A 16,275-nucleotide genomic window follows, 5' to 3' on the forward strand; every position below is an offset into this window, starting at 1 on the left:
TGAATAATTCGTCGCTGGTGAAAGCAGTAGTGCACGGCAGTATCGATGAATGACGCATGGAAAAATCGGCTTTAACGCTTTTATCTCTCCAGACTGCTATTTTTGAGTTTTTTCTTAATTAAGTTAACGCCGTGACTTAAGTCAAATTGCATTAACGCTTTTGGCTCAATGACTTATTACTGCATCACGCCATCACATTATGGGCGTCCGCTGGCAAAAAGCCTGCGCTTATGTGCAGGCAATCACGAATTCAGATGAAATATTTTCATTCCTTACCGCGCGTCACTACTTCTTCCGCACGCCGTTTCGGCTGTTTATTCCCCCAGCTAAAGACGCCTTTAAGCCAAATTCTTTGCGATAAATCAACCAATTAGTGGGCTAAATAAGCAATTAATTTAATGATTTTAATTAATAAAGATCATCATTATTTAACAATTTGATTTGTATGTTTTATCCAATCGATAAATATTATTTGCAACGGAGGCGCAATTTTTACTTAATATCTTGAAACAAGTGCAGCGATAAAAACAACTATCTCACCATTTTATAAAGCATTTTCTTCATGGCTTTCAGGCCGGATACCTTTTCTGACACCAGGTTAATCGACTTAACGACATTAGTCATTCGCAGGTTGCTTCTTATTAAAGCGACAGATTGGTTTATGTATTAAGAAAAAATTGATTGCCACCACAGGTGTTTAGACAAGGGGTTGTAAAAATGGCAGAGCTGAATGAAGGCCTGGTTGACATTCTTTCGCGTGGCAGTGGCGAACTCATTTCTCAGTCAAACGGTGGGCTGTCACGCAGCGTACTGCTGAGCGAACCCAGCGTGGTGCGCGTCAACGGCACGCGGGCAATGGTGACGGAGTTTGAGCGGCAGGGTAACGACCTGATTCTGCATATGCGTGATGGCAGCGTGGTGCGCTATCAACAATTCTTCTTCGATAACGCGGAGGGCGAACACAGCGAACTGGTGTTCGACGATGGCGTCAATCCGCAGGATCACGCCCTGTTTCCGGTGACCAATGAAGCGGTTGATGCCACTACCGCCATGACGTTAACCCCTGGTTATGAATCCCTTGCCAGCGTTGAACCGCTGCTGCTGGCCAGTGCTGATTACTCCACCGGTGTGATTACCGCCAGTGGTATCGGTGCGCTGGGCCTGATCGGCGCCGCGGTGGGCGTAGGCGGTGGCGGCGGTGGCGGTGGCGGGGACGACGATAATCCGGCTCCGGCTCCGGTGCAGCCCACTATCGCGCTTAACGCCTTTGCCGGTGATAACGTGCTCGATAATACGGAAAAGCTGGGCGATCAGGCGATCTCCGGCACCACCAGCAATGTTGCCGCCGGACAGATTGTCACCGTTACCCTTAACGGCCAGAATTATCAGGCCGTCGTTGCGGCTGACGGCAGCTGGAGCGTCACCGTGCCACCGGCCGCGCTACAGGCTATTGCTAGCGGTAGCGCCACCATCGGCGTGTCGGTCAGCAACGGCGCCGCTACGGCAACCCTTGATGTCAGCGTGATCGCACCGGTCGCCGGACAGCCGACCATTGGTATCAATGCTTTTGCCGGTGATGACCTGCTGGACAACGGTGAGAAGCAGAGTGCGCAAACCCTGAACGGCACCACCAGCAATATCGAAGCAGGGCAAACGGTCACCGTCACGCTCAACGGTCAGAGTTTTAGCGGCACGGTCGGCGCAGACGGTAACTGGAGCATTACGGTACCGGCGGACACGCTGGCCGCACTTAATGCGGGCACGGCCACCTTTACCGCCACGGTCAGCAATCTGGCGGGCATCGCTTCGTCGTCTAACCACAGCTTTACCGTGGCGGAAACCCCGACGCCAGGCCAGCCGGTTATCACCATTGACACCTTTGCCGGTGATAACGTGCTGGATAACGGCGAGAAGCTGAGTGCGCAAACCCTCAGCGGCACCACCAGCAATGTGGAAGCGGGACAAACGGTCACCGTCACCCTTAACGGCCAGAACTTCAGCGCCACCGTGGGCACCGAGGGTAGCTGGAGCATCTCCGTGCCTGCTGCCACGCTGAGCGCGCTCGCTGCGGGCAATGCCACGTTTTCCGCCAGCGTAGCGAATGCGGCAGGCACGGCGGCTAACGCCACGCTGACGGTTGATGTCGCCGCACCAACCGTCAACAACGATGCCATCACCATTACCGAGCCGCTCAGCGGCGACGGCTATCTTAACGCCAGCGAAGCGAGTGCTGGCTTAACGGTCAGCGGCATCACCAGCGGTGACATCGCACCGGGCAGCACCGTCTCGCTGTTATTCAATAATCAGCCCTATAGCGGCACGGTTAACCCGGATGGCAGCTGGAGCGTGCAGCTTCCGCCTTCGGCCTTTACCAACGCCGCCGATGGCCCACAAACGCTCACCGTCAGCGTCACCGATGCCAGCGGCGCCGTCATTTCCAGCCAGGCATCGCTGAACCTGGCGATTGACAGCCAGCCCCGCGTGGTGCTGGGCAATTCCGTGTTTGCCGATAGCACGCTGACCGCCGTCGAAGCCGCCAGCGATCAGCAGCTGCAGGGCCAGGTCGGCCCGGGCCAGCGCGTAGTGGTACGCGTGGCGGGTCAGGATTACACGGCTAGCGTTACAGGCGACGGCAGCTGGAGCCTGAGCATTCCGTCGGCGGTGTTGCAGGGATTACCGGCAGGCGCGAATGCTATTCAGATCACCGTCAGCGATGTCGCCGGTAATCCGCCATTTATTGAGACGCTGAATTTCAACGTTCCGCCGGCAACGCTGCCGCCGCTGCTGATTCAGCAGCCGGTGGCGGGCGATGGCGTGATCAACGCCGCCGAGCAGGGCGTGCCGCTGGAGATTAACGGCAATGTGCCCGCAGGCAGTACGGTCACGGTCGCGCTGAACGGGCAGACGGTCAATGCCGTGGTCGATGGTGCGGGTAACTGGACGGCCACCATACCGGCCAGCACGCTGGGCACGCTCACCAACGGCAGCAGCTACGATCTGGTGACTACCGTCACCGACAGCACCGGCAACACAACCAGCCAGACGGTGCCGCTGAGCGTGAATACCACGCCGCCCGAAGCGGTGACGGTGGCCACGGTTGCCGGAGACGGCACGCTGAACCAGAGCGAGTTAGCGCAACCGTTAATCCTCAACGGCCGCGGTACGCCGGGTGATGACGTCAGCGTCACCCTCAATAACATCCCTTATCGCACCACAGTTAATGACGACGGCAGCTGGTCTGTCGAGATTCCGGTAGCGGATTTAGCCGCGCTAAGCGCAGCCAGCTATGACATCGTGGTGGTAACCAGCAATGCCGCGGGTAACAGCAGCAGTCAAACCCTTCCGCTCACGATCGACACCGCGCAGCCGACGCTAACGCTGGATACCATTGCGCAGGATGGTACGGTCAATGCCAGCGAACAGACCCAGCCGTTGCTGGTCAACGGCACCGGCAACCGCGGCGATACCATCGCCGTTACGCTGAATAATCAAACCTATAACACGGTGGTCGGCAACGACGGCAGCTGGAGCCTCTCCATTCCTGCCTCCGATCTGGCTCAGGTGCCCGCGGGCAGTCAGCTGCTGACGGTGATCGCCACCGATGCCGCAGGCAATACCAACATCGACGATACCTCGCTGCTGTTTGACCGCACGCCGCCGGTAGCCTCGGTTAATCCACCGGGAGATAACGGCTATTATGGCGTTGATGATGAAGATGCGCCGCTGGTTTTCACCGGCACCGGTTCCGCAGGTGATACCGTCACCGTGGTGCTGAATGGCAAGAGCTATACCGACACCGTAGCGGACGGCGGTGCATGGACGGTAACGGTGCCCGCTAACGATGTGGCACAGTTGTCGCAGGGGGTTAATCCAGCCACCGTAACGGTAACCAATCCTGCCGGTAACAGCATCACCAGCAATACGCAGATCACGGTGGAAACCGCGCCTGCGCTGCTGCCAACGGTGACCATCGATCCCTTTACTGGCGATAATCTGATCAACGGTGCCGAGAAGGGCGTCGATCAGCAGATCACTGGCTCCACCACCAATGTGCAGCCGGGCCAGAATATCACTGTCACGCTGAATGAAATCGATTACACCACTACCGTTCAAACGGGCGGGCTGTGGAGCGTGCTGGTTCCCGCTGCCAATATGGCCAACATTGCCAGTGACGGTACGCTCAGCGCGAGCGTGGTGAATCTGGCAGGCAATGTTGCCAACGCCAGCGCGGACTACAGGCTGGATACCAATACCACCACGCTGTCGATCAACACCATCGCCGGTGATAACGCCATCAACATTGCCGAGGGCCAGGCACCGATCGCCATCAGCGGCAGCAGCGCCGGACTGGATGCCGGTAGCGCGCTGACCGTTAACCTCGGCGGCGTGAACTATGACACCACGCTCAATGCCGATCTCAGCTGGACGGTGAATGTACCGGCAGCGAATATCGCTGCGCTGGCTCAGGGCGCGCAAACGGTAACCGTGACCGCAGGCAGTGTGACCAACACGGCGGTGGTGAACATCGCCACCGCGCCGCTTGATCCCGCGACGATTACTACGCCGTTGGGCGGCGATGGCGTGCTGAACAGCAGCGATCTCACGGAAACGCAGACGCTCAGCGGCACCACCGGGCTGAATGGCGCCGGACAGGCGGTCACCGTCACGCTAAACGGCACCGATTATCAGGCCGTGGTCACGCCAAACGGTGAATGGAGCCTGCAGCTGCCGCCATCGTCGCTGCAAGACCTGCCGTCAGGCAGCATCCCGCTGACGGTGACCCTGACCGATGCGGCGGGCAACAGCAGCACGCTAAATGACAGCGTCACACTGGATACCAGCACGCCGCTGCTGACTATCAATGCCATCAGCGGCGACGATCTCATCAGTGCCGCCGAAAGTGGCAATGCGCTGTTGCTCAGCGGTAACGCCACGCCGGGCAGCACGCTAAATCTGCTGATCAACGACGAAAACTTCCAGCCGCTGGTGGCCGCCAACGGCAGCTGGAGCCTGAACCTGCCTGCGGATACGCTGGCTGGTCTCGCGGACGGCAGATACGATGTCACCCTGACCGCCATCGGTGCCAACGGCAACAGCAGCAGCCTCAGCCGACCTTTCACTCTCGACACCACGCCGCCAGCCGTGAGCCTCAATCCGTTGGCTGGCGACGACGTGCTCTCTGCCAGTGAACAGGCACAGCCGCTGACTCTCAGCGGCACTGGCACCGCGGGCAGCAGCGTCAGCGCTACGCTCAACGGCACAACCTATACCGGGGTAATCGACAATACGGGTCAGTGGCAACTGACGGTGCCGGTCAGCGATCTGGCGGCGCTGAACAACGGCAACTATCCGGTTGCGGTGACGGTCAGCGATGCGGCTGGCAACAGCAGCAGCGAAACCCGTAATCTGGTGGTGAATACCACGCCGCCGCCGCTGAGCGTCGATCCGGCGGGCGGTGACGGCGTCCTGAACCGCAGCGACATCAGCCAGCCGTTGCAGCTGTCAGGCAGCGGACAAAACGGTGATGACGTAACCGTCGCCCTGAACAATAAATTTTACTTTGCCCGCGTCGGCAGCAATGGCCGCTGGTCGCTGCAAATCCCGGCCAGCGATCTGGCCGTTTTGCCGGACGGTAATAATCCGCTCACCGTGACCATGACCGACGCGGCCGGTAATCAAACCGTTCAAACCAGTAATTTACTGGTGGATGCGGCCGCAGATAATCAACCGACCCTCGCGGTGAATATTACCGACTTTGCGGGTAATGGCGTGGTTGACGCCGCCGAGCAGCAGCAGCCGCAAACGCTGACCGGTACCACTACCAACGTCGAAGCGGGACAAACCGTTACCCTGAGCCTGAATGGTGAAATTTACAGCGGTGTGGTCGCCGCTGACGGTAGCTGGAGCCTGGTGGTGCCCGCAGCGGCACTCAGCGGACTGGGCAACGGCAGTCAGGCGCTGACGGTCAGCGTCAGCGACAGTGCCGGTAACCGCGCCGACAGCAGTGCCACCTTCACCGTCAACACCACCACCAGCGGTATCGCGCTGGCACCGATCGCCGGTGATAACTATATCAACGCCGCCGAGCTGAACCAGCCGCTGATCGTTGGCGGCAGCACCAGCAACGTGGCGCCGGGTACGGTGGTAACGGTCGCATTCAACGGCCAGAGCTTCAGCGCCACCGTCAATGCGGATGGCAGCTGGAGCACCACCATTCCAGCTGCTGCGCTCGGCGGCCTGGCCGATGGTCCACTCTCGTTCACCAGCAGCGTGGTCGATAACAACAACGTCACGCTGACCAACAGCAGCACGGTTAATCTGCTGACCGGCGGGCCTTCGGCCGCCGATCTCAATCCCGCCTTTGGCGACGGCGCGCTTAACGCGGCGGATATTGCTGGCGCCGGTATTATCAGCGGCAGCACCGGCGTGGCGGGCATTGGCCAGAGCGTTAGCCTGGTGCTTGGCGGCGTCACCTACAGCGGCAACGTCGATGCCGCGGGCAACTGGCAGGTTAGCGTGCCCGCGGCCGATCTCGCCGCGCTGCCGCAGGGCGCTCAGCCTTACAGCGTGACGGTCAGCGATATCGCTGGCAACACGGATACCAACACCGGCGGCAGCGTGCTGGTGGATACCGTCGCGCCGGTGCTGGTAGTGGCAACGCCGGGCGGTGATGGCGTGCTCAATGCGGCCGATCTCGGCCAGCCGCTGCTGTTGAGCGGCACCAGCGAACCTAACAGCAACGTGGTTGCTGTGGTTAACGGTACGCCATACAGCGTAACGGCCAGCGGCGACGGCAGCTGGTCGCTATTGGTGCCGGCGGGTGCCCTGAACGGCCTCGCCGACGGCAGCTACACCATTCCGGTGACCGCCACCGATCTGGCGGGCAACGTCACCACGCAAACCAGCAGCATCACGCTGAAAGCCACGCCGCCCACCGTGACCCTTAATCCGTTTACCGGCGATACCGTTGTTGATGGCGCAGAGCTGCAAAGCAATCAGCTGCTCAGCGGTACCACCAGCAACGTTGAGCAGGGCCAGACGGTTACCGTCACTCTCAACAGCGGTCTCTACAGCGCGGTGGTGCAGGCCAGCGGCAGCTGGAGCGTACTGATCCCCGCCGCCGAACTGCAGGCGATCACCGGTAACAGCGCCACCATCAGCGCCGCGGTCAGCGACAGCGCAGGCAACACCGCCAGCGCCAGCCAGCCGATCACGGTTGATACTTCGGTGGCGGGTCTGTCGTTTGATGCCATCGCCGGTGATAACTACCTCAACGCCAGCGAAGCCGGTCAGCCACTTCTTCTCAGCGGCCGCGTGGAGAATCTGCCCAACGGCGCCACGCTGTCACTGAGCTTTAACAATCAAACTTTCCCCATCACCTTTAACAACGGCAGCTGGAGCACGCTGATTCCAGCCAGCAGCGTCGCCGGTCTTGCCGACGGCCCGGCTACCCTGGTCCTCACCGCCAGTGATGCGGCGGGCAATCCGCTGGTGAGCAGCAGCAGCGTGCTGAACGTGCTGGCTACCGCACTGCCGACGCTGGCTATCGACAGCGCCTTTGGCGACGGACAGCTTAACGGCAGCGAGCTCACCAGCGCGCAGACGCTGAGCGGCACCACCGGCGTCAGCGGCGACGGCCAGAGCGTCACCCTGACGCTGGACGGCGCGCTTTACACCGGCACGGTGGATGGCAGCGGCAACTGGCAGGTCAGCGTACCGGCCACGGCGCTGGCGGCGTTAAGCGATGGCAGCACTGACTACAGCGTGACGGTGAGCGACGCCGCGGGCAACAGCAGCAGCGATACCGGCACCCTGGTGCTGGATCGCGTGCCGCCGACGCTGACGATCGATCCTGTCGGTGGTGACAATGCGATCAACGCCAGTGAAGCCACGGCGGCCATTACGCTGAGCGGCCGCTCCGATGCGGAAAGCGGACAGCCGGTAACGTTAACGCTGAATGGACAAACCTACAGCACCACCGTCAATAACGATGGCAGCTGGTCGCTGGATCTGCCCGCAGGTGCGCTGGCGGGCATTACGTCCGGCAGCTACCCGCTGGCCGTCAGCGTCGCCGATGCGGCGGGCAACGTCACCAGCGTCGGACGGGATATCACCGTGGCCGTGGATGCGCTGGCGCCCTCTATCGATCGTCCGTTCAGCGATGGCTATCTGAACATCAGCGAGGCGGCCGTCGAGCAAACGCTGAGCGGTAACACCGGCATGCGTGGGCCGGGGCAAACGGCGGTGATCGAGCTGAACGGTACAAGCTCGCCGGTAACGGTCAACAGCGACGGCAGCTGGTCGCTCACCCTTGGCAGCGACGTGTTGAGTAACCTGCCGGAGGGGGCGAATAGCGTTACTGTCACCACTACCGACAGCGTGGGCAACACGGGCACCGCCAGCAACAGCTTTACCGTTGATCGCACCGCGCCGACGTTGAGGATCGACCCGATCGGCGGCGACAACCGGCTGAACGTGCTGGAAGCCACGCAGGACGTGGTGATCAGCGGCACGGCCTCGCTGGCGGATGCGGGCCAGCCGGTAAACGTCACCCTTAACGGGCGCAGTTTCACCGCGCAGGTGCTGGATGATGGCAGCTGGAGTGTGATCGTACCGGCGGGCGTGATGCAGGGCGCGGCGGACGGTGCCTACACCGTAACCGCCACGCTGGCGGACGTCGCGCTTAACAGCACCACGCAAACCGCCACGCTGACGCGTCAGGCCGATCCGGCAAATCTGCCCACGCTGACCCTCGATGCGCTCAGCGCCGACGGCTATATCAATGCCGTTGAGGCGGGCAGCGATCTGACTATTCGCGGTGGCGGTGCGCAGATCGCCGGGCGCGAAGTCAGCGTCACCTTTGGTGGCCAAACCTATCTCACCACCGCGGATGCCAGTGGCAACTGGCAGGCGACCGTACCGGCCGCCGATCTGGCTCTGTTGCCGGATGGCGCGCTAACCGCTGTCGCTACCGTAACCGATGCGGCAGGCAATCCGGCCAGCAGCACCGCCAACGTTACGCTGCTGGCCAGCGCCGCCTCGCAGCCGCTGCTGCTGCTCGATGCGATCGCCAGCGACGACATCATTAACCTGCAGGAGTCGACTAGCCCGCTGACGATTAGCGGTGACAGCGTGCAGCTGGCGCAGGGCACGACGGTGACCGTCACCCTGAACGGCGCCGATTATTCGGCGATTATTGATGCCAGTGGAAACTGGAGTGCAACGGTGCCGGCATCGGCGCTGGCAGCGCTGCCGCAGGGGGCGTTAGTGGTCAGCGCCACCGCAACGGGTACAGGCGGCAACGTCGCCACCGTTGACCGCGACATCAGCGTTGATACCACGCCGCCGCCGATTGACGCCACCGCGCCTGGCTTCGACGGCACGCTAAACCTGGCGGATGCGCTGGCCGGGCTGACGCTGACGGGCAGCAGCGATGCCGATCAGCCAATCAGCGTGCAGCTCAATGGCAAAGTGTATGACACCCTTGCCGACGCCAGCGGCAGCTGGACGCTCACCGTACCGGGTGCCGATCTGCTGTTGCTCGCCGATGGCGCCCAGCAGCTAACCATCAACGCCATTGACGCGGCGGGCAATACCAACACGCAAACTGTTGATTTCACAACGGCTCTCACGTTACCGACGCTGACCATCGATCAGCCGTTCGGCGATGGGTTGTTGAACCGCAATGAAGTCGAAACGTCACAAACGCTCAGCGGCCTGGCAACCGGGCTGGCGCCAGGTACGCCGGTCACCGTCGCGGTGGGCGAACTCACTTTCAACGGCGTGGTGGACAATGACAACCGCTGGAGCGTGACGCTACCCGCCAATGCGCTCAGCGCGCTGGCCGACGGCGTGGTGTCGATCGCGGTCAGCGCTAACGATGCTGCGGGCAATCCGGCAACCAGCAGCATCAGCAGCGAGCTGCTGACCCGCAGCGTGCCAACGGTTACCATCAACCCGGTGTTTGGCGACAATGCGCTGAACGCCGAGGAAGCGCAGGTGCCGCAAACCATTAGCGGCTCCACCGGCGTCAGCGGGGCGGGCCAGAGCGTTACCGTTACCTTTAACGGCGCAACGCTGCCCGATGCCACGGTGGACGAGAGCGGCAACTGGAGCGTGACGGTTTCGCCAACGCTGCTACAGGAAGCAGGCGACGGCACGGTTAATGTGCAGGTCACGGCGCAGGATCGTGCAGGAAACAGCGGTCAAAACAGCGCACTGGTAACCGCCATCACCGAAGCCACGCCGATCGCCTCGATAACACAGCCCGCGGGCGACGGCTATCTGAATGCGGCTGAGGCGACGGCAGGCATTGAGCTACGCGGCAGCACCGGCCTTACCGATCTCGATCCCAGCCAGTTGCCCGCGGTGGTGGTTAGCCTTAACGGCGTCGATTATACGGCTGTGGTCAACGCACAAACCGGCAACTGGAGCGTGGCGCTGGACGCTGACACGTTGCAGGCGTTGCCGGACGGCACGCTGCCGGTGACGGTCACCATCAGCGATATTACCGGCAACGTTTCTGCTAACAGCGACGCGTTGCAGGTGCTGAAAACGGGGCCAGATGCCACCATCAGCCTGCCGTTTGGCGATGGCGCGTTGAACGCCACGGAAGCGCAAATTACGCAAACCCTGGTTGGCTCCACCGGCTCGGTGGGCGCAGGGCAACAGGTGCTGATCACCATTTCCGGCTTCAACAATGGCGTAGCGCTGCCTGCCAGCGTTGACGACAATGGCAACTGGAGCCTGGCGCTGACGCCAGCGCAGCTGAGCACGCTCAGCAACGGCGAGCACACCATTACCGCAACCGCAACCGACGTTGCCGGTAACAGTGATGTTGCCACGCAGACGATCATCACCGGCGTAACCGTCTCGCCGCCAACCGTCACCGGTAACGCGCTGTTTACCGACAACGTCATGAATATCGCTGAGGCGGCAAACGGCACCACGCTAACCGGCAACACCGGCAGCAGCGGCGCCAATCAGGCGGTGCGCCTGACCATCGACGTCAACGGCACTAATTATCCTGGCACCGTCGATGCCACCGGTCAGTGGAGCGTCATCATTCCGCCTGGCGCGCTGAGCGGGCTGAGCAACGGCCCGCATACGCTAAACGTCATTGCCACCGATGCGGCAGGCAACACCGTTACACAGCCGTTTACCTTTACCGCCGCGCTGAGCGCGCCGGTGCCGGTAGTTGATCCGGTTTCGGACAACGGTTACCTCAATGCTGTCGATCTGGCGGATGGTCTGGTGCTCAGCGGTACCACTGGCAGCAGCGGAACTGGCCAGTCAGTGAGCGTGAACTTTAACAATCAGACCTACACCAACGCGACGGTAGACGCTGACGGCAACTGGCGTCTGGCCCTGACGCCAGAGGAGTTAACCGGCATCGGCGATGGCACGTATGACTTTACGGTGCAGGCCATCGATGGCGCGGGCAACACCGCCAGCGTGGGCGGTCAGGCGCTGATCAATGTCACGGTGCCGGTAGTCAACATTGATGCCTTCACCGGTGATAACGCACTGAACTATGGCGAAAGCATCGTCTCGCAAACCCTGACCGGCAGTGCAACCGGCGCGGAGCCGGGTTCGACGGTGGCGATCACCCTGAACGGCGAGACGCTGACTACCCAGCTGACGGCTAACGGTCAATGGAGCCTGACACTGACGCCACAGCAGATGCAGACGCTGCCGTCGTTGACGACGGTACAGGCGGTGGTCACCGATCCGGCGGGCAATGTCAGTGAACCCGCGTCGATCAACGTCAGCGTTAATCTTACCCCGCCAGCCGGGCCGCTCATTACGCTGGCACCGGTCACCGGCGACAACATTATCAACGCCAGTGAGAGCGGTACTATCGCCCTGAGCGGCACGTACAGCAACCTGACCGCGGGCAGCGGCATCAGCGTAGCGGTAGGCGGTACGAACTATACCGCCACCCTTGATAATAACGGCGGCTGGACGGTAACGGTGCCCAACAGCGCCTTTGCCGCCGACGGCAGCGTGCCTGTGGTGGTGACGACGCCGGGCCTTGATGGCGGCACGGTTACCACCACGCAAGCGGTGCTGGTGGATCGCACGCCTTCTGTGCTAACCATCAACCCGGTTACCAGCGATAACGTGGTCAGCGGCAGTGAAGCGAACTCCGCTGAAATCAGTGGCACCGCATCGGTGAGTGAAGCGGGCCGGGCGGTGGCGATTACCCTGAACGGCGTGAATTACAGCGCCTTTGTGCAGGCGGATGGCCGCTGGTCAGTGGCCTTACCGGCCGCTGACGTGCGGGCGCTGGCGGACGGCACTCAAACCATAACCGCCCAGATCAGTGATGCAGCGGGCAACGTCACTGACGCCACGCGGGATTTCTCCGTCGACCAGAACGCACCGCTGATCCTGGTGAACGCCTTCCTCGGCGATAATCTGATCAACGCGGTGGATACCACCGTTGATCAACTGCTGACCGGCAGCGCACGCGGTGCGGAAGGGCAGACCATCAGGTTGTATGCGGGCGATGGCAACCCGATTGCAGAGGCGCTGGTGCAGGGCGATGGCAACTTTGCGATGACCTTAACGCCGCAGGTATTGAGCAGTCTGAACGACGGCGCGCTGGTGTTCGGCCTGCGCGTGGCTGACCTCGCGGGTAACGCCACCGAGGCGACGCTGAACGTCAATAAAGTGGTCAATGCGGCGCTGGATCTTACCGTGGATCGGCTGTTTGGCGACGGTGCCCTGAATGCTGTTGATGCCACGCTGGCGCAGGTGATCACCGGGACGGTCGCCTCGGCGGGCATTGGCGCCACGGTCAGCACCACCCTTGCCGGGCAGACGCTTAGCGCCGCGGTGGGTCAGGATGGCCGCTTCTCAATTGCTATCCCACAAGGATTGCTCACCACGGTGCCGGACGGTTCGCTGGCGGTGAACGTCACCGTCAGCGACGCTGCTGGTAACACCGCGTCGGCAGGCGCCACCGCGCAGGCGATCGTTAACGCCGTGCCGGTGATCGGCAGCCTGAGCGGCCTGCTCACCGCCGATAACCTGCTGAACGTGGCCGAAGCCGCCGCCGGACAAACCATCGGTGGCGTGGTACAGGCGGCGCAGGGTTCACAGCTAACCGTGACGCTCGGCACGCGCACCTACAACACCACGGTTAACGCCGGTGGCGTCTGGAGCCTGGCTCTGCCCGGTGCCGACCTCACCTCACTGCTTAACGGCCCGCTGACGTTGGGCGTGCGCGTGGTAGATCCGGTCGGTAACGTGGCGCAATCCTCGGTCGATGTCGGCATTTTCGCTCAGCAGCCCACCATCAACATCAGTTCGGTGTTTGGTGATGGCGTGCTTAACCTGGCGGACATCGCCACCGGCCAGATCATCAGCGGCGTGGTCAATAACGTCGCGGCGGGCAGCGTGGTGAGGCTTAATATCGGTAACAGTCAGCTCACCACCACGGTTGGTCAGAACGGCGCCTTTAACCTGACGGTGAATCCTGAGGTGCTGAGTACGCTGGCACAGGGCAATTTAACCGTCAGCGCCAGCGTCACCGATGCGGCTGGCAATACTGCCACCTCGCCACAGGTTGGTTTCCGCGTCGATACGTTGTTGCCGACGGTCTCCATTGACCGGCTGTTTGGCGATGGCCTGCTTAACGTCGCCGATGCGCTGATTAATCAGACCATCAGCGGCGTGGTAGGCAACGTCGAGCCGGGTGCGCGGGTGGTGGTGTCGATTGCCGGTCAGCAGCTGGTGACCACCGCCGCGCAGAACGGCAGCTACAGCGTTGTGCTGACGCCGGCCATTTTGCAGGGCATCGCGGACGGCAATCTGACGGTGGGCGTTAGCGTGACCGACAGCGCAGGCAACACCAACAGCGCCACCGCCGGTGCGTTGGTCGGCATTCACAATCCGCCAGCGATTACCCTGGCGCCGCTGTTCGGCGACGGGGTGCTTAACCTGGTGGAATCGCTGGTTACGCAGACCGTCAGCGGCACCATCGCCAACGTGCTGCCCAATACTGAAGTGCGGATCAACATTGGCGATACGGTGATTCGGGCGGTCACCGATGCCAACGGCGCCTTCAGCGCGCAGGTGGCGCCATCGGTGCTCTCAACCCTGCTTAACGGCAATATTACCGTGGGCGTTTCCGTTACCGACGCGGTTGGCAATACCAGCAGCAGCAATGTCGGCGTACAGGTTGGCATCGCCAATCAGCCAACCCTGACGCTGAATACGGTGTTTGGCGATGGCGTGCTCAGCGCGGGCGATCTGGCAAATAACCAGACCATCAGCGGCGCCAGCACCAATCTCAACGCCGGGGCCAGCGTGAGCGTCACCCTCAACAACAAGGTTTATACCACACAGGTCACCAGCGGCGGCGGCTGGACGTTAAGCGTGCCGAAGGCCGATCTGGCGGCGCTGGCCAACGGCAACCAGGCGGTGAGCGTCCGTGCCACCGATGCCTATGGCAACGTCGCCAGCGGCAGCAGCAGCGTCAGCGTAATCAGCAACACGCCACCAGCGGTGGCCATCACCTCGCTGTTCGGTGATAACGCGCTTAGCGTGGCGGATGTGAAAACCAGCCAGACCATCAGCGGCACCGCCAGCAACGCTGAAGGCTCAACGGTAACGGTGCGCATCGGCACCACCAACTACACCAGCACGGTCAACGCCGCAGGCAACTGGAGCATCACCGTGCCCGCCGCCTCGCTGGCAGCCATCGCTGACGGCAGCTATAACGTCACCGCCAGCGTGACTAACTTCGTCGGCAACAGCGGCAGCAGCAGCGCCGCGCTTAACGTGGTCAGCCACTCAACGCCATCGGTGGGCCTGAATACTTTCTTTGGCGGTGACGGCTATCTGAATATTGCCGAAGCCAACACGGTGGAAACCATCAGCGGCACCTCGACCAACGCCATTGGCGGTCGGGTGGCGGTTAATGTCGGCGGCAGCACCTATACCGGCAGCATTGGCAGCAACGGTACCTGGAACGTCAGTCTGCCTTCCTCGGCGCTTAAGGCGATCAACGACGGCAGCCAGACGCTGTCGGTAACGGTCACCGATGCCGGCGGCAATACCGCCTCGGCCAGCCGTGGCTTTACCGCGCTGTCGCACAACACGCCGCTGGTTGGCGTGGATCCGGTGTTGAGCGTGGTGACCTCGCTGCTGACCGGGCTGTCGGTCACCGGCGGTACCGCTAATGCCGCACAGGGATCGACCGTGCGGTTAACGCTGCTGCTGCCGAACGGCAATCCGGGGCCAACCGTTGTCACCACTACCGATGCGCTGGGCCGCTTCGGCGCGGTCTTCGCACCGCAGCTGCTCTCGGTGGCGGGATTGGGGCTCTCGCTGACCACGCTGGTGCGCGCGCAGGTGATCGATGTGGCGGGCAACACCAGCACCAGCACGGCAACGTTGCTATTGGGTTCGCTGCTGGCGCTGAACGGCACCGGCACCAGCACGCTGGCGGCATTTGCAGCAGACGATGGGCTGGTAGCAGCGGCCTCCACCGAGGGCAACAACACGCAAAACGGCGAGGCGCACACCTTTGCCGCGCTGTCGACCAAGGCCGCGGTGGCCTCAACGCTGGTGGCTACCACGGATGAACAGAGTCACAGCAGCGTTACCGCCGACTCGGGCACGGCAGCCGCGGCACCTGCGGCGCTCGCTGAAGATCAGGGTTATACCATCGGTGGCCTGGTGCTCACGCTGGCGGATGGATCGCAGCAGGAGGGGCCATCGGTAATTGGCAGCAGCGGCAACGACCAGGTGTTGCTCAACGATCTGAATTTTGATCATATCGATGGCGGTGCGGGTACCGATACGCTGGTGCTGAACGGCGATCACATGACGCTGGATCTCACCGCGCTGGGGCTGAAAGTTGAGCATATCGAAGTACTGGATCTCGGCAAAGCGGGCACCAACGGCGTGAAGCTCAATTTACAGGAGGCGCTGAGCATCACCGACAAGCCCGCTGACGATCTGTTGATCAAAGGCGATAACGGCGGTCAGGTAACGCTGGCCAACAGCGACGGCGTGTGGGGCACCGCGGGCCAGCGTACGATTGATGGTCATCTCTATGACATCTACCATAACTCGGCGCTGACCAGTGATAACACGCTGGGCGATGTGCTGGTGCAGCATAACCTGCAGGTTCACGTGGTATAAGCAACAGGGCGGGGCAAAAGCCCCGCTTTTTATAAGGAATATTTATTAGTTTACCTTATCTCCTATCCCTCTGACTCTTCTTCCTTTTTTCCTGCTCCTTCGAGATATGCCCGTCTC

Annotated in this window: 1 protein-coding gene; it reads left to right on the plus strand. The window is 61.6% G+C overall.

Features of this window, described 5'->3' with window-relative positions; all coding sequences use genetic code 11:
• The first annotated feature begins 717 nt into the window (after window positions 1-717).
• Window positions 718-16,158, plus strand: coding sequence for an Ig-like domain-containing protein (locus ACJY2L_RS09530; RefSeq protein WP_439212422.1), 15,441 nt, complete (start codon window positions 718-720; stop codon window positions 16,156-16,158).
• Window positions 16,159-16,275: the final 117 nt, after the last annotated feature.

It is taken from the genome of Duffyella sp. Ts4, from assembly GCF_051851875.1.
Taxonomy (GTDB): domain Bacteria; phylum Pseudomonadota; class Gammaproteobacteria; order Enterobacterales; family Enterobacteriaceae; genus Duffyella; species Duffyella gerundensis.